Source organism: Actinosynnema sp. NPDC037264 (genome assembly GCF_055603705.1).
In genome coordinates this window covers 63,980-84,594 of record NZ_JBVJVK010000003.1, presented here as the reverse complement: position 1 = coordinate 84,594, position 20,615 = coordinate 63,980, and the positions used below count along the sequence as shown (strand labels likewise).

13 protein-coding genes are annotated in these 20,615 nt (G+C 71.8%); 6 read left to right on the top strand and 7 right to left on the bottom strand.

Annotation, left to right across the window (positions count from 1 at the left end; all coding sequences use genetic code 11):
- The first annotated feature begins 67 nt into the window (after window positions 1-67).
- On the top strand, window positions 68-256 hold the full coding sequence (locus ACZ7GX_RS05005; protein ID WP_498772981.1) for a hypothetical protein: 189 nt from the start codon (window positions 68-70) through the stop codon (window positions 254-256).
- Between the two features lie 18 nt (window positions 257-274).
- Window positions 275-2,116: an HEXXH motif domain-containing protein gene (locus ACZ7GX_RS05000; RefSeq protein WP_498772979.1), complete on the top strand. Its 1,842-nt coding sequence runs from the start codon at window positions 275-277 to the stop codon at window positions 2,114-2,116.
- Here the strand turns inward: ACZ7GX_RS05000 and fxsT are convergent.
- The 3 genes from fxsT to ACZ7GX_RS04985 form a co-directional block, all read right to left on the bottom strand.
- Window positions 2,113-5,994 (bottom strand): FxSxx-COOH system tetratricopeptide repeat protein, encoded by a 3,882-nt coding sequence (fxsT, locus tag ACZ7GX_RS04995; RefSeq protein ID WP_498772977.1) that lies wholly within the window; start codon window positions 5,992-5,994, stop codon window positions 2,113-2,115. The two genes, ACZ7GX_RS05000 and fxsT, sit on opposite strands and share 4 nt — an antisense overlap.
- A gap of 286 nt (window positions 5,995-6,280) precedes the next feature.
- Entirely contained in the window at window positions 6,281-7,792 is a 1,512-nt protein-coding gene (locus ACZ7GX_RS04990; RefSeq protein WP_498772975.1) for a VMAP-C domain-containing protein, read from the bottom strand.
- Window positions 7,793-7,910: 118 nt separating this feature from the next.
- Window positions 7,911-9,863: an MDR family MFS transporter gene (locus ACZ7GX_RS04985; protein ID WP_498773452.1), complete on the bottom strand. Its 1,953-nt coding sequence runs from the start codon at window positions 9,861-9,863 to the stop codon at window positions 7,911-7,913.
- Window positions 9,864-9,998: 135 nt separating this feature from the next.
- Here ACZ7GX_RS04985 and ACZ7GX_RS04980 point away from each other — a divergent pair, with 135 nt between their 5' ends.
- Both ACZ7GX_RS04980 and ACZ7GX_RS04975 read left to right on the top strand, forming a co-directional pair.
- On the top strand, window positions 9,999-10,922 hold the full coding sequence (locus ACZ7GX_RS04980) for an alpha/beta hydrolase family protein (protein WP_498772973.1): 924 nt from the start codon (window positions 9,999-10,001) through the stop codon (window positions 10,920-10,922).
- Between the two features lie 219 nt (window positions 10,923-11,141).
- On the top strand, window positions 11,142-12,143 hold the full coding sequence (locus ACZ7GX_RS04975) for an NAD(P)-dependent alcohol dehydrogenase (RefSeq protein WP_498772971.1): 1,002 nt from the start codon (window positions 11,142-11,144) through the stop codon (window positions 12,141-12,143).
- A 52-nt stretch (window positions 12,144-12,195) separates the two neighbouring features.
- Here the strand turns inward: ACZ7GX_RS04975 and ACZ7GX_RS04970 are convergent, their stop codons facing one another.
- Window positions 12,196-12,789 (bottom strand): TetR/AcrR family transcriptional regulator, encoded by a 594-nt coding sequence (locus ACZ7GX_RS04970; protein WP_498772969.1) that lies wholly within the window; start codon window positions 12,787-12,789, stop codon window positions 12,196-12,198.
- A gap of 79 nt (window positions 12,790-12,868) precedes the next feature.
- Between ACZ7GX_RS04970 and ACZ7GX_RS04965 the strand changes: the two genes are divergently transcribed.
- Complete coding sequence (locus ACZ7GX_RS04965; RefSeq protein ID WP_498772967.1) at window positions 12,869-13,702, top strand: arylamine N-acetyltransferase family protein; 834 nt, start codon at window positions 12,869-12,871, stop codon at window positions 13,700-13,702.
- 26 nt (window positions 13,703-13,728) lie between these two features.
- Here the strand turns inward: ACZ7GX_RS04965 and ACZ7GX_RS04960 are convergent, their stop codons facing one another.
- The 3 genes from ACZ7GX_RS04960 to ACZ7GX_RS04950 all read right to left on the bottom strand — a co-directional run bounded on the left by ACZ7GX_RS04960 (window position 13,729) and on the right by ACZ7GX_RS04950 (window position 18,920).
- Window positions 13,729-15,318, bottom strand: coding sequence for a CLIPPER-2 domain-containing protein (locus tag ACZ7GX_RS04960; protein ID WP_498772965.1), 1,590 nt, complete (start codon window positions 15,316-15,318; stop codon window positions 13,729-13,731).
- Between the two features lie 18 nt (window positions 15,319-15,336).
- Complete coding sequence (locus ACZ7GX_RS04955; RefSeq protein ID WP_498772963.1) at window positions 15,337-18,228, bottom strand: CLIPPER-2 domain-containing protein; 2,892 nt, start codon at window positions 18,226-18,228, stop codon at window positions 15,337-15,339.
- Window positions 18,229-18,542: 314 nt separating this feature from the next.
- Window positions 18,543-18,920, bottom strand: a complete 378-nt coding sequence (locus tag ACZ7GX_RS04950) for a hypothetical protein (protein WP_498772961.1) — start codon at window positions 18,918-18,920, stop codon at window positions 18,543-18,545.
- A gap of 825 nt (window positions 18,921-19,745) precedes the next feature.
- Here ACZ7GX_RS04950 and ACZ7GX_RS04945 point away from each other — a divergent pair.
- The gene (locus ACZ7GX_RS04945) at window positions 19,746-20,588 is read left to right on the top strand and encodes a hypothetical protein (RefSeq protein WP_498772960.1); all 843 of its coding nucleotides are present in this window, start codon (window positions 19,746-19,748) and stop codon (window positions 20,586-20,588) included.
- Window positions 20,589-20,615: the final 27 nt, after the last annotated feature.

The following is a 20,615-nucleotide window of genomic DNA, read 5'->3' as shown; positions in this document are numbered from 1 at the left end:
TCCTTGACATTACACTGAGTCATGCCGTCGTAAGGCGAACCCCACCGCGCAGGGGCACCGCTACCTGATGGCCAACTCGGGAGGCCAGCTAGTGGATGAATCGGCAATTCGGATCGACTCCGGTCTGGTCGACTTGACGAACGTTCCTCTCGACGCGCTGGACGCATTCGACGACGGGATCCTGACGACGTCGACCGACCGTTTCCTCAGACAGGTCGACCACGCCATCATCAGTGTGGGCGGGCACGACTCCTGACCGGCGGACTCCGCACCCATGACGAGGGGCGACCACGAGGTGGCAGGCTCGAACTCCACGCACGGGATATCGCTGCCCAACCACGGGATGTCCCTGGCCCAGTTGGACGCCTTGGCGTCCGCACGCCCCGACGCCGGCGCCATCGCGCTGCTGCACCGGGTCGAGCGGACCAGACGTCTGCTCGCCCTGCGGTTGGTGCTGCACCACGCGCGCGACCACCCCGTTCCGGGCAACCCGTTGCCCCCGGTGGACGAGGCGTGGGACCTGCTGGTCGCCGCCGAGCGCGCCCGCCCGGAGGCGGTGGCGGACCTGCTGTCGCGCCCCCAGGTCGGGGTCTGGTCCGCGCACCTGCTGCGCCGGCTCCGGAACAAGGCCTCCGACACCGCTCCGGTGTGGTTCCACGTCGGCCAACTGCACTTGTTGGCCGCCGCGGCCGGGTTGTCCGCAGAATTGCGCTTCACGATGGCTATTCCCTTGCGGGATGGCATCGCGGTGCTTCCCGGCTGGGGCGTCGCCCGAGTGCCGGAGACGACCGGATGGGGTCACGGCACCTTGGTCTCGGAGGCATCGGGGTTAACCGTTAAAACCGGAGCCGGCACCGCTCACCCGGTGGAATGGCAGCCGATCCGCATTCTTGAGGGCGAAGTCGCCGCCACCGCGCCGCGCATCCACCTGGACGACACCGGACCGTACCGGGGATTGGCGATCCCGGAGCGACCGGACCCATTGTCGGAATCCGCGGCGGCCCGGTGGAACGCGCTCTTCGCCGAGGCGTGGGCGATCTTGGAGCGCGACCACCCGCACCGCGCGCGGGAACTGTCCACCGGGCTGTCGGTGATCACACCCCGCCCGGCGGCCTACCGCTTCCGGCCGCACAGCGGGTCGGTCGGCGACGGCTACGGCGCCGCGATCATCTCCGAACCGCACGACGCCGAGCAGCTGGCCGTGACGATGGTGCACGAGTACCAGCACAGCAAGCTGAACGCGATCAGCCACCTCGTGCCCCTGACCACCGTCAACCCGGCAGCCACCTGCTACGCGCCGTGGCGCGACGACGCCCGCCCGGTCGCCGGGCTGTACCAAGGCGTGAACGCCTTCCTCGCGGTCGTCGAGTTCTGGGAGTCCCAACGTCGGCGCCTGAGCGGAGCGGACGCGGCCCTGGCGCACTTCGAGTTCGCTTACTTCCGCACCCAAGTGGGTGAAGCACTCGACGCGCTACGGCGCCACCCGTCGCTCACCGAGCCCGGGCGGAGGTTCGCGGCCCGCCTGGCGGAACGACTGGCGGCGCTGTCGGACGCCCCGGTGCCCGCCGGGGTGCTCGCGGCCGCCGAGAGGGCCGCCGAGGACCACCGCGCGGCCTGGCGCGCCACCCACCTCCACCCGGCGCGGTCGCACGTGCTGGAGTGCGCCGAGCGCTGGCACGCCGGCGAGGCAGCGCCGACCTCGGGGTCGAGACCGGTCGTGGCCGCCGACGACGCTCCGCCCAGGTTGGACGCCAAGGTGATCCTCACGCGCGTCCTGCTGTCCGATCGAGCGGAGTTCGACGCGATGGCGTCGGACGCCTCCGGCGACGTCCACAAGATCGCCACGGACCTGGTCGAGGCGGATTTCGCCTTGGTGGCGGGCGACTACCACCGGGCCCACGCGCTGTACGCGGCGGAACTCGCCGCGGGCTCGCGCCGGCCGGGCGCCTGGTCCGGCTTCGGGGTCGCGGTGCGGGAGTTGTCACCCGGCCCGGCGGCACGAGCCCTGCTCGAACGCCCGCACCTCGTCCGCGCTGTGCGGAACGAGATCGCCGCGACCGGCGAGGCGCCCGACGTGCAGCGCCTCGCCGCGTGGCTGGGAGGAGCGGACGGTTAGAGGGGCATCGGGTCGATGTCGCAGTTCGCGCGGACGCGAGGATCGCTCAGCTCCGACACCGCCGGGTGATACTGCCCGAGCCGTTCCCGCAGCAGGCCCACCGCTCGTCGGTGCACCTCTTCCGCTTCGTCGGCGCGCCCGAGCGCACGCAGGTCGTGCGCGAGGTTCGCCTGGCACGCCAGCGTCGTCGGGTGGTCGGAGCCCAGGATCTCCGTCGCGCGGCGCAGCACCTCGTCGTCGATGGCGTGGGCTCCCTGCGCGTCGCCCGACTCCTGCAGGTCACTGGCGAGGTTGATCCGGGTGACCAGCGTGGAGGGGTGGTCATCGCCCAGACGTGCGCGGAAGCCGCCCAGTGTCGCCTGATCCAGCTCACGTGCGCTCTCGGCGTCGCCCATCAACCTGTGCAGGATCGCCACGTTGACGGCCGCGGAGAGGGTGTGCGGGTGATTGGGTCCGAGCGTTCGCTCGTACCTGCTGAACGTGTCGCGACCGAGCTGCTTGGCCTGTTCCAGCCGGCCCAGGTGCCTCAGCTCGATGGACCGGGCCAACGCGGCGGCGAGCGTGTCGGCGTGGTCGAGGTTGTACCTCAACCGCAACCCGTCGAACGCCGTCTCCGCGGCTTCCATCGCGCCGACGTGGTCGCCCGCCTTGCGGCGCATCACGGCGAGGTGGCGCACGGCGCGGAGCCAGGCGGGGTTGAGCGGTCGCCCCGTGCTGCGCCGTTCGTACGTGCGCACGATCTCCTCGTGCTCGGCGGACGCCTCCCGGTAGTTGCCGAGTTCCCGCTTGTCGATGGTGAGGCCCACCTGCGTCAGCAGTGACGTGTCGTGGTCCTGACCGTAGATCTGGACCCTGCGGTTCCAGGTGTCCGCGTCGAGGTCGAGCGCGGCGGCGAAGTCACCGACGAGGCGGAGGTTCACGCCGAGGCTGTGCGCGACGGCCAGCGTCGTCGGGTCCTCGTCCCCGAGGTACCGGACGCAGATGTCGTAGTTGCGCTTCGACAGCTCCAGCCCGCCGACGAAATCACCCTCCGCGCGCTTGTCCGCCGCGACCTGGCTGATCGCCAGGATCGTTTCCTCGTGCTCCTCGCCGAAGGTGCGGCGGTGCCGCTCCAACAGGTCCCTGTTCAGCGGGGTCGCCTCGGCGTACCGGCCCTGCACCCACAGCATGAAGCCGTACCAGCGGCCCATCCTCAAGGTCTCGGGGTGGTCCTCCCCCAGCCGGTCCACCCAGTTCTTGTAGATCTGCTCGGACAGTTCGGCGCTGCGCTTGTGCTCGCCCCACCGGTAGAGGAACTGGACCTGGTTGTACAGCAGCGTTCGAACGGGCTCGGCATCGCTCTCGTAGGCGTTGGACGCGGCCAGGTGCGCGCTCAGGTCCACGTAGGTCGGCCAGTTCTCCGGCTCGGCCGGCCCTTCCGGGTCGTTCTCGCTCAGCATCTGGTGGGCGGCGTGACGCATGGTCACGCGTTCGTCCTCGCTCATCTGGCTGATCAGCACGGACTGGACCAGGCGGTGCAGCTCGATGGAGTTGGTGCGGTGGTCGACGCGCACCAGCGCGAAGCGGTTGATGTCGCGGATGGCCTCGTTGAGCCGCAGGCTGTCGCGCAGGACCTTGGACAGCTCGGCCGGCACGTCGGTGATGTTGCGGCTGTAGGTGAACATCTTGCGGTTGATCGGTTCCGGCGCCAGGAAGGCGCACACCTGGAGCAACCGCAGCGCCGAGGGGTTCTTGCGCTTGAGCTCGCTGAGCGACAGGTCCCACATCGCGGCCACCGACTCGGGGTAGTCGAGGGTGGTGGTGACGTTGAGCAGCTCCAACTGCTTCTCGGCGAGCAGTTCGAGGTACTCCGCGGCGGGCATGCCGGTCTCCACCCGCCACGCCGCCGCCTGCGCGATCGCCAGCGGCAGGTCGCCCAACGCCTGGGCCAGGCGGTCGGCGTCCTCCTCGCCGAGTTCCGGGTCCCGCCGCCGCAGCAGCTGCACGCTCTCGGCGCGCTGGAAGACGTTGACCTCCAGCGGGCGGGCGACGCTGAGCCACTGCGAGTTGCGCGAGGTGACCAGGATCCGCCCGGTGCCGCCGGTGGGCAGGTACTGCTGCACGGCGTCCGGGCTGTCGGCGTTGTCGAAGATGAGCAGCCAGTTGGTCGGGATCTTGTGGTGGTTGCCGCTGCGCAGCGCGTCGAGCACCTGCTGGACCGCCACGTTGGCCTCGGAACCGACGACGAGGTCCAGGCGCTGCCCCAGTTCCACCAGCGAGTTGACGATCTTGACCGACCGCTCGGCGGGCACCCACCAGATCAGGTCGAAGTTCGCGCGGTTGCGGTAGGCGTACTCGATGGCCAGGTGCGACTTGCCGACACCGCCCATGCCGTGGAGCGTTTCGGGCAGCACGGCCGCGGTCCCGCCCCGGACCAGACGCCGTTCGAGCTCCTGGAGGAGGTCCGCCCGCCCGGTGAAGTTGACGTTCCTCGGCGGTACTCCGCCGAAGACGGGCGATGCGAGAGTCCTTCTCCTTTCTTCCTGCTCGACGGCAGTCACCTCTAATCCTCCCGCATTTCGCTCGACATCGACCGTGCCCTCGCGAACACGTGTTCGGTCCCGTTCATCGGCGTGTATACTCGCGCCGACCTCATCATTGCCGACTGCCGACGGCAGCTCTACTCCGGGGTCCCCTTCCGGCGTGGAATAGCGCAGATGAACCCCCGACCAGGCCCTCAACACCGCTCGCTCCGCTTCCGCCACGTGAGGCGACGTGACATTGGGCGAAGCGGCCGATACCGGCTCCTCGTCCAGCGGCCATTCGAACCCCGCCACCGCCGGTCGGTGTTCGTCCAGGTAATGCCGGACCACCTTGCGCACGCGCTCGGTGTCGATCCGACGACCATGCGCAAGAAGTTCCTCCCGAATACCCTCCCGCACGAACCTGAACGTCACTCGATTTCCGCCGTTGTCGTACCCGGGGGGCGCGATCGCCACCAGTGGGCCGCCGAGGAATTCCGACAGGGCCGCGGGTCCGGCTTCCGGGTGCAGCAGTTCGAGGATGCGGAGCAGGAGCGGCACCTCCAGCGGTGCGACGGCCCAGTGGACGGCCAGGTCGAACACCACCTTCGACGCGGTCGTGCGGTACGCCGCGACGAGTTCCTCGACGCTGAAGCTCGTGTCACCCGGTTGGGGCCGTGCCGCCCCGGCCGCCGGGTCGGGCGGAGCGGGCACCAGGGCCGCGCCCAGGTTCGCCCACCCGACCGCCGCGGCGAGGTCGGCCCACTCGCGCAGGCCCGCCGGGGCCAGCTCGACGAACGGGACGGGGGCGACGTCGCCGAGGTCGTCGTACAACCCGGGCACGTCGACCTGCGGCTCCCACTCGTGGAAGTGGTTCGGCGCGCCCGGCTCGGACGCCTTGAGGCGCAGTCGATGCAGGTCCAGGCCGGTGCGGCAGGCCGTCCACCACGGCAGCGGGCTGACCACCGCGACCGAGTGCGCGGCGCCCAGCTCGCGCAGCGACACCCACGCACCACCCCACCGCCAGGCCGGGTCGACGGCGTCGGTGAGGGCCAGCAGCAGACGCCGCCCGGAACCGGCCAGGTCCGGCGGGCTCCCCCCGTCGGACCCGCGCAGCACGGCCCGACCGCTGTCGTCGATGCCGAGGGCGCACACGGCGACCTCGCCGAAGACACCGGAGTCGGCGAGCGCACGGGTGAAGGACTCGACCGTCGACGCCCAGATCGACATCGCCGGACCGTCGTCGACGGCGACCACGAGGTCGCGGGACTGGCCGTCGAGCGGCGCGAGCACCTCCCGCAGCCCGTCCGCCGTCCACTCGTGGGTGTCCGGACCCGCGGTCACACCCGCGGCAACGTCCTCAGAGTCGACGCGCACCGTCACATCCCTCCGGTGCGGGCACGACACCCGGATTCGGATCGAGGAGCCGATTCATGCCGGTATGCCCTGGAATAAGGGAACCACGGCCTTGGCACCACCTTAGCGCCCGACCGCGGGAACAGTGCGCCTTCACGCAGTGAATCGATTCCGAACGGACCGGGTAATCGCCGGGACCTCGGGGAATCGACTACGCTCTCACCATTTCGAGTGAACAGAGGGCTACGCTCATCAGGTGAATACGGAACCACTGTGGGTCTGGTATCGAGTGCACGCCGACTGCGCATCAGATACCTCCCTGCGAACCCCAACCAGAGGTCAGGGGTTCCGGTAGACGCTCCGCATCGTCCCACAATACGGCAAGACTCCGGCCCGCGTGCGGCCCATCTGACTCATTCGCGAGCAGCGCTTCCCGGCGCAACTGGGCCAATCGGTCCGGCAACCGACGGACCTCGCCCGCGGCGAACAACCGGGTCACGGCTTCGTGGAAGTGGCTGGTCGAACAGTCCTCGCGATCCCAGATGATGATCGGGATCCCGGCCCTGAACGCCATCGCGGCCTCGTGCCACGCCCTGCCGCGACGGTCGCCCGGCGGTTCGCTGAGCACCAACGACACGATCGAGGTGTCGTTCAGGTCCACCGCCATCCCGGTGAGGTCCCACCCGCCGTTGGTCCGGCTCCAGTACGGGCGCGCGGCCTCCGCCGAGATCGCGTTCCAGCGCTGCTTCCACACCAGCCAGTACCGCTGCGCCCGCGTCCGCTCCAAGCTCCGCACCAGCACGGGGTGATCCACCGCCAACGGCACGCTGACGTCCGCCGGCGAGGCCTTCGGCCAGAACTCCACCGCGGTGTTGATCATCTCCCAGGGCAGTGCGAACTCCACCACGATGGCGCTCACGTGCTCGGCCGCCGGAGTGACGCCCAACTCGGCCTCCAGTTCCGCGATGACGCGGTCGACCTCCGCCTCCAGGTCGTCGCGCCGGATCGCGGCGTCGCCGCGCCGGCGGCCGTGCCAGCCGGAGCCCTTCCAGCTCAACCAGTGCGAGAGCACCACCTTGCCCTGGTCGACCGGGTCCGGGTCGACTTCGAACACGAGGTGCACCACATCGGAGTCATCGCCGTCGGCCTTGGTTTCGTTGCGCCAGCGGGCCTCCTCGACCAGATCGGTCACCTCGAACTTCTCCGCCAACCTCCAGTTGCAGCGACGCAGCTCGGCCGCCAGGGCGCCGTCCTCCAGGCGTCCGGCGAGGCAGTCCACCAGCACCATGGCGGGCAGCAGCGCGCCCGGACCGGCGTTGTGGTCGGCGAGGTGCAGGAACAGCGACCACACCGAGCGGCACCGCGCGGGCAGGTCGTCGCAGTGCCCCTCGGTGGCCACGTCGGCCAGGCGGCGCAGCTCACGCCGCTCCTCGAACGGGTCGTCCGACAACCGCACCGACCGCAACGCCTTCGCCAGCCGGTCCCAGTCCCCCGTCGGCAACGCCCGGAAGGCGGCCCACTCGTCCCCCAGCTCGACCAGTTGGGCTATCTCGGGCGCGTGGGGGTCCAACAACCTGAGGCAGTCGACCAGGCCGCGCAACCCGGCCGCGTGACGGCAGCACCACCGGACGAGGCCGAGGAGCTGGAGGTGGACCTCGGAACCGTCCAACGACACCTGCTCACCGAGGACGTCGGACAGCAGGCTCACCAGCATGGCGCGTCCCCGCTCGGCGCGCAGGCTCTCACAGCGCTCCAACAACGCGACGATCTCGCCTTGCAACCTCAGTTGGGCGGTGTTCACCCCTTCGTCCACGACCATGTGACCATCCCCCTCCACCGTCGACCACCCTCATCGGGACAGGCGTCGACCTGAGAGAACCGTGACTCCCGGCCGTCACTGTTGCACAGCCGGTGTGCGCTTTGTCCGCAAAATGCGGTCACACGACGGCGGTCGGGCGGTCGGTGGTCAGGGAGCGGCCGCTGGTGGTCAGTTCGGTGGCGACGCGGTCGACCGCTTCGGTGAACTCGGGGTCGTCGCAGTGCCAGTCGGTGAGCTTGACGAGCAGCCAGCGGCGCCAGGCGGCGACCAGGTCGGTGAACACCTCGGCGCCCTGGGGCGTGAAGCGGTAGTGGGCGTCGGATTCCGTGACGTAGCCCCGGGTCTGGAGTTGGCGGGCCACCGGTTCGAAGACGCCGGCGGGGACCTTCGTGGCCTCGGCCAGCCGTTCGAGCGTGGCGTCGCCGTGGTCGACGCTCTGCCGGAACACCTTGACCACCAGCCACGCCTGCGCGTGCGTGAGCGGGACGCCCGAGTCGCGCAGCACGTCCGGCGTGGGGTCGCGGCGCTCGCGGCTGACGATCAGGGCGACCAGCTTCTCCAGCTCGTCCCCGGAGTCGGACGTGTGCGGCGCGGCGAAGTTGTCGCCCACCTCGGTCGCGGCGGCACGGGCGGTGTCGCGCAGCGGGACTTCCTTGAGGAACAGGGCGACCAGGAACGCGACCGCGGCGACCGGCGCGGCGGACAGGAACACCAGGTGCAGGGTGTCCGCGTACGCGGCGATGATCGGGGCCTTGAGCTGGTCCGGCAGGGCGTGCAGGGCCTGCACGTTCGCCGCGGCGGCCGGGTCGACGCCCGGTGGGACGGCGGCGGCGAGGTTGGCCGGCAGATTGCTCGCGTACACCGTGCCGAAGACCGCCACCCCGAACGAACTGCCCAGCGTGCGCAGGAAGCTCACGCCGGACGTGGCCACGCCGAGGTCCTCGTAGCTGCTGGTGCTCTGCACGACCACCATCGCCACCGGCATGCACATGCCGACGCCGAGGCCGAGCACGAGCATGTACGTCGACGCCTGCCAGAACGACGTCTCCGGGTGCAGCCGGGACAGCAGGAGCAGCCCGCCGACCATGAGCAGGCTGCCGACGAGCGGGAACACCTGGTAGCGGCCGGTCTTGCCGATCACGTTGCCGGTCGTGATCGAGGCGACGAGCAGGCCGAGGACCAGCGGCAGCATCTCCAGGCCCGACTGGGTGGCCGACGCGCCGTGCACGTACTGCAGGTAGGTGGGCAGGAAGGTGACGCCGCCGAGCATGGCGAACCCGACCACGAAGCTGAGCACCACGCACACGGTGAACACGCGGTCGCGGAACAGGCGCATGGGCAGCATCGGCTCGGCGGCCCGGTTCTCCACGAGCACGAACAGGCCGAGCGCGATCACCGACCCGACCGCCATGAGGATGATCGTCGGCGACGCCCACGGGTACTCGACGCCGCCCCAACTGGTGACGAGGGTGAGGCCGGTCGCGGCCAGGCCGATGAGCAGGATGCCCAGGTAGTCGATCTTCGGTCGGGCGGTGCCGCGCGAACCCGGCACACCAACGCCCGGCAGCGCGAACGCGCCGACGGCCAGCACCACCACGCCGAGCGGCAGGTTGACGTAGAACGCCCAGCGCCAGCTCAGGTGGTCCACGAACAGGCCGCCGAGCAGCGGGCCGACCACCGTGGCCACGCCGAAGACCGCGCCGATGAACCCCTGGTACTTGCCCCGCTCGGACAGCGGCACGACGTCCGCGATGACGGCGGCCGAGGTCACCATCAGCCCGCCCGCACCGAGCCCCTGCACCGCGCGGGCCAGGATGAGCCACGTCATGGAATCGGCCCAGCCGCACAGGAACGAGCCGACCAGGAACAGCGCCACGCTGACCAGGAACGCCCGCTTGCGGCCGAACAGGTCGCCGAACTTGCCGATCAGCGCGGTCATGATGGTCTCGGCGAGCAGGTAGGACGTGACCACCCAGGACAGGTGCCCGCCACCGCCGAGGTCGCTGACGATCGTGGGCAGCGCGGTCGCCACGATCGTCTGGTCGAGGGCGGCGAGGAGCATCCCGAGCATGATCACCGCGACCACCGCGTGCCGCGCGCCGCGCCCGACCTCGACTCGTTCGACCACGTGGACCTCCCGGCCCGACGATAAAACCGCCGCACCTCACCCGCCCGCCACGACCACGGCCGGGTGATACTCGACCGCATGGGGAACTCACGCGAGATCACGTTCGCCGGCGCGGGTGTGACGTTGGCGGGCGCGCTGACCACGCCCGACCTCGGCGAGCCGGCGCCCGGTGTGGTCATGGTCGGCGGTTCGGGGCCGTCCGACCGGGACAACGGCAACCACTTCCCCGCGATCCGCGCGCACCTGGTGGACGCCGGGATCGCCGTGCTGTCCTACGACAAGCGCGGCGTCGGCGGTTCGTCCGGTGACTGGCGCGACTCGACGCCGGCGCCCCTGGCCGCCGATGCCGCCGCCGCGCTGGACTTCCTGCGCGGTCGGCCCGACGTGCGGGCCGAGGCCACCGGGCTGTTCGGCCACAGCGAGGGCGGCGGGGTGGTGCTGCGCGCGGCCACCCTGCGCGACGACGTGCCGTGGGTGGTCACCAACGGCACCCCCGGCATGACGTACGCCGCCCAGGACCGCTACGCGGTGGCAACCTGGCTGAGCCGGACCGAAGGCGTCGACGACGAGGGCGTCGCCGCCTCGCTGGCCGCCTACGACCGCGTGGTCGAGGCCGGCCGGCGCGATGCCGACCTCGCGGAGGCGACCCGGCGGTTCGAGGCCGCGCCGACGCCGCCCGAGTTCGTCGAGTTCTGGGCCGACGTGGACGACCGCCTCTGGGAGTCCATCAAGCGCAAGCTGGACCACGACCCGATCCCGGACGCGCTGCGCCTGCGCTGCCCGCAGCTGGCGATCTTCGGCGGCGCGGACGAACTGGTCCCGGTCGCCGACAGCGTCGAGCTGTTCACCGCCGCCGCCACGCACCCCGACCGCGACCCGCGGGCGACGTTGACCGTCGAGGTGTTCCCGGGCGCCGACCACCGCGTCCTCGTCGACGGCGGCCACCTGGCGCCCGGCTACCTCGACACCCTGACCCGCTGGATCACCTCCCGCACCGGTTGAGGACGCCGGCTGCCTCCCACGCAACGCAACGCGCACCGCGCCGTCCGTACGGCGCAATCCATGCCGCGCAATGCGTGCCGCGCGATCCGCGCGGCGAAATCCGTGCGCCCCTTAGGGTTCCTCCCTGATGTCCGCACGGCGTGCGCTCCTCTACCGTCGGCGCCGGCGCCGACGCTTCCGGCAGGCCGGCCCCGCACCCCGCACGCCACGGAGGCCCCCATGAAGGCGATCGTCCAGGACCGCTACGGCTCGTCGGACCGCTTGCGGTTGGAGGAGGTCGACGACCCGGCGCCGGCCGATGACGAGGTGCTGGTGCGGGTGCACGCGGCCTCGGTCAACGCGGCCGACTGGCACGTCATGCGCGGCGACCCGCGCCTGGCGCGCGTGGTGATGCCGGCGGCCTTCGGCTGGTCCGGGCCCAAGCGGCGGATCCGCGGTCGTGACTTCGCCGGTCGGGTGGAGGCGGTCGGCCGGCGCGTGGTCCGGTTCCGGCCCGGTGACGAGGTGTTCGGCGACCTCGGCTTCGCCGACGGCGCGTTCGCCGAGTACGTGTGCGCCCCGGAGGATCTGGTGGCGCGCAAGCCGGCGGGCCTGACGTTCGAGCAGGCGGCGGCGATGCCGGTGGCGGGCAACACCGCCCTCATGGGGGTGCGCGACCTGGCCGGAGCCCGACCGGGACAGCGGATGCTGGTCAACGGGGCGTCGGGCGGCGTCGGGACGTTCGCCGTGCAGATCGCCAAGTCGTTCGGCGCCGAGGTGACCGCGGTGTGCAGCACGAGGAACGTCGACCTGCTGCGGGCGATCGGCGCGGACCACGTCGTGGACTACAAGAACGAGGACTTCGCCGCGAACGGGCAGCGCTACGACGTCGTCTTCGACCTCGTGGCGAACCGCTCCCTGGCCGAGCTGCGACGGGCCCTGACGCCCGACGGGGTCCTGGTGCTCAGCGGCGGCGGCGTGTCCGACGGCGGCAGCCTCGTCGGGCCGATGGGCCTGACCATCAAGGCCGCGCTGACGTCCCGCTTCGTCAGCCAGCGCTTCGTCGCGCTGAACACGAGGACGAGCCGGGAGAACCTGGCGACGCTGGCCGGGCTGGCCGAGTCGGGCGACGTGGTCCCCGTCATCGACCGGACCTATTCGCTGCCCGAGACCCCGGAGGCCGTCCGGTACCTGGAACTGGAGCACGCCCGCGCCAAGGTCGTCATCACGGTCGACCGCTAGCCGCCTGGCCGTGCCGTGGTCGGCGGCTTCACCGCGCGGACCCGGGCGCCCGCTACCGGGTCGCGACGTCGATGGCGCGCCGCATCGCGGCGTCGAGGGGCTCGCCGGTGCGCACGGCGGTGCGCCCGGCGGCGAAGACGGCCCCGGTGACGGCGCCGACGAGCACGGCGGCGTCGAGGTCGTCGAGGTCGTCGGGGAACGCCTGTCGCAGTGCGGTGGCCAGTTCCTGCTGGGCGTCGGACGCCCGCTGCAACATCGCCGCCCACAGCGCCGGCACCGACGTGACGAGGTGCAGTCGGATCCGCTCCAGCTCGCCCGCCGGGTCGCGGACCCCCGTCCCGGCCTCGGCCAGCATCCGGTGCATCGCGCGCCGCAGGAGGTCGCGCGCCGTCTCGTCCGAGCGGCGTTCCGCGATCACGTCCAGCCCGGCGCGCAGGAGGTGCCGGCCGTCGTCGGTGAGGAGCAGGTCCTCCTTCGTGGCGAAGTGGTTGAAGAACGTCGCGGTGGACACCTCGGCGGCCGCGGCGATCTCGGCCGTGGTCGTCCGGTCGTACCCCTGCTGCTCGAAGAGCCGGTACGCCGTCTCGATCAGCGCCCTGCGAGTGCGCAGCTTCTTCCGCTCACGCAACCCCACCGGTTCGGTCATGCGACCAGCGTACTGGATTCACTACATCATTAGAGTTACTCTAACTTTAGAGTCGATGTAGCCAAGCTGGAGGACCCCCGTGACGATCGACGAGTTCCTCGACCGCCTGGACCACCGCGAGCCCGTCCGGGCCGATGCGGCCTCGCTGGGACGGCTGCACCGGGCGTGGCGACTGCGGGTGCCGTACGAGAACGTCGACGTCCAACTCGGCAGGCCGGTCCTGCTCACCCCGGACGCCCTGGTGGACAAGTTCGCCCGCCGCCGACGCGGCGGTCTCTGCTTCGAGATGAACGGCGCGCTCGCGCTGCTCCTGCGGGCGGCCGGGTTCGCGGTGACGATCGTGGAGGGCGCGGTGCTGCGCGCCACCCGCGGCGACCGGCAGTGGGGCAACCACATCGCCCTGCTGGTGGACGTCGGAGGAGACCGGTGGCTGGCCGATACCGGCATCGGGGACGCGTTCCTCGAACCGCTGCCGTTGCGGGAAGGCACCTACCGGCAAGGGCCTCGGGTCTACCGGCTGGAGCGCCTCGACACCGCGACCTGGCGCGTGCACCACGACCCGGCGGGCACGGTGTCCTCCTACGACTTCCGCACCGAACCGCGCGACCTCGCCGAGTTCGCCGATCGGGCGCGGAACAAGCAACCGGACTCCCCGTTCGTCCGGGTGCTCCTCGCCCAGCACCACCGCGACGGCCACGAACTGGCCCTCCGCGCCCGCACGCTCACCCGCACCGGACCCGACGGCACCGATCGACGCACGCTGACCACCCTCGACGAGTTCGCCGCGGCGCTGACCGAGCTCCGGATCCCGGTGGCCGACATCGGCCCCGAAGCGCTGCCGGTCCTCTGGGAGAAGACCGGCCACCAGCACGAAGCCTGGCTCGCCATCCAGGAGAGCGCCGCGCGAACCTGAATCCAGGACCCCAGCGGAACCTCAGGTCACGGACGGTGTCGGCGGGACCTCCCCAGGTGCAGCCCGAGCAGGCCGAGCGCCAGCAGCAGGAGGCCGCCCAGGATCGGCAGGGCGAGGTTCACGCCCGTGTCCGGCAGGTCGTCGGCGGGTGGGGTCGGTAGTGGTTCCTGCGGTGACGTCGGGGTCGTGCCCGGCACGTCGCCCGCCGGCACGGTGGCGGTGTCCGGTGGGGAGTCGACCTCACGGCCGGTCGGGGTCTTGCCGGTGGCGGTGGCGGTGTTGGGGACGCTGCCGGCCTCGACGTCGGCCCGCGTCACGGTGTAGGACGCGGTGCAGGTGATGACGCCGCCCGGCGCCAGCGGTCCGGCCGGGCAGGTGACCGCGATCCCGGCGCCGGCCAGCCGGTCGTCCTCGATCGCCGGGTCGGTGATCGTGACCGAGCCGGTGTTGGTCACGGTGAACGCGTAGTCGATCCGCTCCCCCGCCTGGGCCCGGCCGTCACCGTCGACGTCGGCCAGCACGGCCTGCTTGTCCACCGCCAGGCCGGCGACGACGTCCACCGGTGTGGTGGCGCCGTCGGTGCCGACGACCGGGTCGCCGTAGGGCGGCTGACCGGTGGCGGTCGCCGTGTTCTCGACCAGGCCCGCGTCGACGTCGGCCTGCGTCAACGTGTACGTGGCCGTGCACGTGACCGACGCGCCCGGGGCGAGCGCCGTCACCGGGCAGGCCACGGGACCGGTCTTCGGGTCGTCCACCGCGATCGGGTCGAGCGTCACGTTGCCGGTGTTGGTCACCACGAACCGGTAGGTGATGGTGTCCCCGGCGTCGCTGCCGTTGGCATCGGTGTCGGTGACCGCGCCGGCCGTCTTCTCCAGCGAGAGCGACGGCAGCCGGGTGATCAGCGTGACGACCTCGTCGGTGCCGGTCACCGGGTCGCCGCTCGGCGGTGTGCCGGTCGCGGTGGCCGTGTTGGTCTTGGACCCGGCGTCGATGTCGGCCTGGGTGAGCACGTAGGGCTCCGCCGTGCAGGTCATGGTCGCGCCGGGGCCCAGTCGGCTCGCCGGGCAGGTCACCGCGCCCACCACGGGGTCGGTGACGGTGACCGGGTCCAGCGTCACCGTGCCTTCGTTGGTGACGCTGAAGGTGTAGGTGATGACGTCCCCCGGGTCGGTGACGCCGTTGCCGTTGCGGTCGGTCACGCCGGAGGAGTTCTTCTCCAGCGCCAGACCTCCCTGGCCGTGGACGGGGGTCGACGTGGTGTCGTCGTCGGTGACCGGGTCGCCGGTGGGCGGGGTGCCGGTCGTGGTCGCCGTGTTCTCGACCAGGCCCGCGTCGATGTCGGCCTGGGTCAACGTGTACGGCGCGGCGGTGCAGGTCACCGAACTGCCGGGCGCGAGCGCACCGGCCGGGCAGGTCACGTCGCCGACCAGGGTGTCCCGGACGGAGACCGGGTCGAGCGTGACGTTGCCCGCGTTGGTCACGACGAACGTGTAGGTGATCGTGTCGCCGGCGTCCGGGCCGTTGCCGTCCACGTCGGTGACGCCACCGGACTCCTTGTCCAGCACGATCACCGCCACGGTCGGCACCGACGTGACGGTGCCGTCCTCGGCGGTCACCGGGTCGCCGGACGGCGGTTACCCGGTCGCGGTCGCGGTGTTGTGCACGGCGCCGGCGTCCACGTCGGCCTGGGTCAGGGTGTACGACGCGGCGCACCCGGTCGAACCGCCGGGAGCGAGGCGCGTCGCGGCGCAGGTCACCGGGCCCGTCTTCGGGTCGTCCACGGCGATCGGGTCGAGCGTGACGTTGCCGGTGTTGGTGACGGTGAACGCGTAGGAGATCGTGTCGCCCGCGTCGGTGACCTGGTTGCCGTTCACGTCCGTGATCGCGCCGGCCCGCTTGTCCAGCGCGATGCCCGGGACGGGCGGGACGGGCGTGGTGACGGTGTCGTCGTCGGTGACCGGGTTGCCGGTGGGCGGGGTGCCGGTGGCGGTGGCCGTGTTGTCGACCTCGCCCGCGTCGACGTCGGCCTGCGTCAGCGCGTAGGGCTGCGCCGTGCACTGCGTGGACGTGCCGGGGGCGAGCGACGTCGCCGCGCACGTGACCGGCCCGACCTTCGAGTCGGCCACCGACACCGGGTTCAGCGTGACGTTGCCCGTGTTCGTCATCGTGAACGCGTAGGAGATCGTGTCACCGGCGTCCACGAGCTGGTTGCCGTTCACGTCGGTGACCTCGCCGGCGGCCTTCGCCAGCACGATCGACGGGCCGGAGGTGACCGGCGTGCTGACCGCGTCGGTGGCGGTCACCGGGTCGCCGGACGGTGGGGTGCCGGTGGCCGTGGCCGTGTTGTCGACCTCGCCCGCGTCCACGTCGGCCTGGGTCAGCCGGTAGGGCTCGGCGGTGCAGGTGGTGGACGCGCCGACGGCCAGCGACGTCACCGCGCACGTGACCGGCCCGACCTTCGGATCGCTCACCGACACCGGGCTCAGCGTCACGTTGCCCGTGTTGGTCACCGTGAACGCGTAGGAGATCGTGTCACCGGCGTCGGTGAGGTGGTTGCCGTTCACGTCGGTCACCTCGTTCACGGCCTTGCCCAACAAGATCGAGGGCGTGCCGGACAGGGGCGTGGACGTGGTGTCGTCGGCGGTCACCGGGACGCCGGAGGGCGGGGTGCCCGTGGCGGTGGCCTTGTTGTCGACCTTGCCCGCGTCGACGTCGGCCTGCGTGAGGGTGTAGGGCTCGGCGGTGCAGGTGGTGGACGCGCCGACGGCCAGCGACGTCACCGCGCACGTGACCGGCCCGACCTTCGGATCGCTCACCGACACCGCGTTCAGCGTCACGTTGCCCGTGTTGGTGACGGTGAACGAGTAGGTGATGGTGTCGCCCGCGTCGTGGCCGTTGCCGTCGGTGTCGGTGACCGCGCCGGCCTGCTTGTCCAGCGCGATGCCGCGGGTCACGGGCACGGGCGTGGTGACGGAGTCCTCGTCGGTCGCGTCGGGCAGGTCGGTCGCGGTGCCGGTGGCCTTCGCGGTGTTCGGCACCGTGCCGCTGTCCACGTCGGCCTGCGTGAGCTGGTAGGTCGCCGTGCAGGTGGTCGAAGCGCCGACCGCCACCACGCCGGCCGGGCAGGTCACCGGGCCGACCTTCGGGTCGTCCACCCGAACCGTCTGCAACGGGACCGTGCCGGTGTTGGTCACGGTGAAGGTGTAGGCGATCGTGTCACCGGCGTCGGGGCCGTTGCCGTCCACGTCGGTGATCGGCGCGGCGCTCTTCACCAGGTCGATGCGCGCGACCTCGGCCGTGTTGGTGAACGTGCACAGCGCGGCGACGCCGGCGACGCCGCCGTTGGGCATGGTGAAGCGCCCGGTCGTGCCGGTGCCGGTGGCCAGCGTCTGCCCGGTGTTCTGGTTCACGCACTCCCACGAGCGGTCGTAGCCGGGGGTGGTCGGTCCGCTGTCGACCGTGCCGCTGCCCGACTCCGACACGGTGTAGGTGGTGCCCGCCAGGCCGAACACCGGTCCGGCGACCTCGGCCGGTTCGGTCTGCAAGCCCGCGTCGGTGCCCGTCGTGGTGCCGGTGTTGCCCGTGGTGATCCCGCCGCCGGTCACCGTCAGGGTGGCCTGGTCGGAGGGGGTGACCCGGCCGCGCGGGAAGTTCTTGCGCACGGTGATGGTGTTCGGCGAGGCGCACGAGCCGAAGTCGACGGAGCCCGCCTGGGACAGCTGGCGGCTGTCCAGCACGGCGCCGGTGCTCGGGTTGGCGCGGTCCAGCGTCGTGCCGCTGGCCAGGTACAGGTAGCCGTCGCCGGCGAACGCGATGCCGTTGAGCGCCTGACCCGGCGTGCTGACCGAGGTGATCCGGCTGCCGGTGATCGCCTTCGCGGGCCCGGCGGTCGTCGGGATCTCCTCGTTCACGGCGAACACGCCGCCCGCGCCGCCCGCGCCGCCGACGACGTACAGGGTGCCCTGCTGGTCGAACGCCCAGTCCCCGTTCGCGCCGTCGGTCGGCATGGCGCCCTGCGCGACCAGGCCGAGCGACGTGCCGGTGGCGGGGTCGAAGCCGTAGACCCTCAACGTGGTGCCGGAGAACCCGCCGTAGTAGTAGAAGCCGTTGCGGGGGTTGACGGCGCCGTGCGTCACCGGGGCGTCGGGGATGCCGGCCACCGAGGTCGTCGTGCCGGTCGTGGCGTCGAAGCGGTAGATCGTGCGGGCCGAACCGTTGGCCGCCACGCCGTACGCCGCGCTGCCGCCCTCCGTGATGCCCAGCGCGTTGATCGTGCCGGACACGCCGCTGAACGTCGCCGTCGGCGTGCCGACGCCCGTGGCGGGGTCGACCGACCACAGGGTGCGGGTGACCGGGTTCGCGCCCGTGCCCTGCAACGAGTACAGCGACCCGCAGTTGAACGCGGCCCGTGGGGCGGCGGTCTGCTGAGCGGGCATCGCGGGAGGGCTGCTCCACACGACCAGGCTGAGCACCGCGACCGCCGCGGCCGTGGCGGAACCGATCCGACGCGCGGGCGACCGAACCACGCTTGCCTCCCTCACCCACCGGAGCGCGGACATCGCGGATTGCCGGACCACAGCACCACAGCGGCGGCCCGCTCGCCTCCGCGAGGGAGTCGATCACGACGATCGTGCAGCCGACGGTGCACGTCGACCGGTCCGACACCCGCTCGGGGCACCACTGTCAGGTGCACGATCGCGTTATGCGGCGGGAGATCCGTTCTTGGTGCGCAACTCCCGCCCGTGTTGGTCCGGGATCGACCGGTTCGGGTGATTGCCGTCCACTGTGGTGGGTCGGCGACGAATCCCGCCGGGCCTCGCCCTCCGAGGGGAGTCGCCGGTCATCGTCGACCGACCAGCCGGGCGAGGTCGCGCAGTGGACGACGGCGGTCCGGCCGGTTGGGGGCGAGGCGTTCCCAGACCGCCATCACCGGTCCGCACGGCGAGGGCACCCCGACGGCCACCCACGGCACGATCGACCGCACCCAGCCGAGCGGGGTCCGACACGCGCGGCACCGGCCGTGGTCGTCCGGGCGGTGCCGGTCGACCAGCGCCTGGACGATCTCCAGCAACCCCGGCAGCTCGCTCGCCGTCACGGCGGCCCGGTGCGAGTCGTCACCCCGTTCCACGACGGCGCGGACGGCGGCGACGTAATCGGTGACGGATTTGACCATCTCCCAGTGGACCAGCCCGTTCGCACCCGCGTGCGTCTCCGCCACTTGCCGGCTCCTCGTTCGTCGGTGTGCCGCCCGCGTCGGAATCCGCATTCCGGTCGGAGCGGATCCGCGCGGCGCGGGAAAGGGAATTCCGGATGACGACGACCGCGGGTGGGTTTTCTTTCGGGATCGTCGACCGTCCGTTGCGGCGAAAAACTAACACCCGTCCCGGAACGGGACGAACGCACGGACGCCGGTCCACCCGGTTGTTGCCGATCCAGGGCATCAGAGCTACCGGAGGTGTCGGTCGGCCCTGGTCGCCCGCCCGTGGCACCACCCGGACGAGCAGGGCGGCCAGGCGGACGACCACCAGGAGTTTGACCCGGATGTCGATCGTGGCACGGGGAATCCTTCGCGCTCCGACGCGTTCCTCCCCCGCGCGGGTCAGTTCCGGCACCGGCCGCTCAAGCGCTCGTGCCGCCGGGACGATAGGAGCACCGTGGGAATGAATGCCGGATCGGCGGGCGTCGGGTGCGGCGCCACCGCTGTCGAAATCCGGGTGGCGGAGAAGACCCGACACCCGCACGCGCGGACCGACAGCAACACGTGGTCGACGTCCTTTTCCGGTATTCCTGTCCACGGGGAGCCGCGTGGCCGGCACCGGCACGGGTCGACGGCGCCTCCGCCCGCGGTCCGCTTCCGGGCGGCACCGCGGGAGGGTTCCGCCCTCTCCCGCTCGGCGACGCCGGCGACGACTCGGGTGCGCGACAACGTCCCCACGGGCGTTGACCCACGTCACGCCGGCCACGCGGTCCCCGATACCCGACCAGTGCGACGTCGTCACGCGACGCCGTGCGGCCTTGCACCCCGTGCGGGGAAGCACCTGCCGTGGTGACCGGTGGCGCCGGCCCGGTGGTGGTCGCCGGGGACGGCAGCGCGCTGGCGGACCCGAGCACCGTGCGGGCGGACCTGCGCAGGGTCGCGGTGGTGCTGCGGAGGCTCGCCGGCGTCCCGGTCCGGACGCTCCCGCTGGACGTGGCCGGCCCCGATCACCTCGACCAGCGGTTGGCCGCGCTCGCCGAGCCCGCGTCGGCCGTCGTGCTCACCCGCGTCAACGCCGATCGCACGGCCCGGGTGCAGGCGGCGTGGGGCCTGCCGCCGGTGGTCGCCGACCGCGACGCCGCCGCGATCGTGACGGCCGCGAAGGTCATCTCCGCCCTGTCCGGCACCCGACGCGGACCCCGTTCGGCCGACGTCGTCGTGGTCGGGGCGGGTGAGAACCAGGCGCTCGGGCCGGTGCTGATGGCGGCCGGGGTCCACCGCCTGACCGAGTGGAACCACGTCGACGGCGACGGGTTCGACGCGCTGCGCGAGTTCTCCCGCCGCGCGCACGTGATCGTCGACCTCGTCGGCGGCCTGCCGTGGACTATGACCACGCGAAGCCGGGCGCCCACACCCGCGGTCGTCACCTCGCCGGGCCGCCGCGAGGAACTGCTCGTGCTGCCCGGACTCGTGCGGGCGCTGGCCGTCACGCCCGACGCGACGCTCGACGTCCACGTGCGCCTGGCCTGCGCCCTGGCGCTCGTCCTGGCCACCCCGGACGGCCGACTGGCCCCGCCACGGCACACACCGGCCCTCCGCGGCCGGATCAGCTCGGCCGCGAGCAGCGCGATGCGCCCCGACCCGGACGGTCAGGGCGCGGTGGCGCTCCCCCACGACACCACCACCTGACGCGCGGCCCGTCCGGGCGGTGCCTCG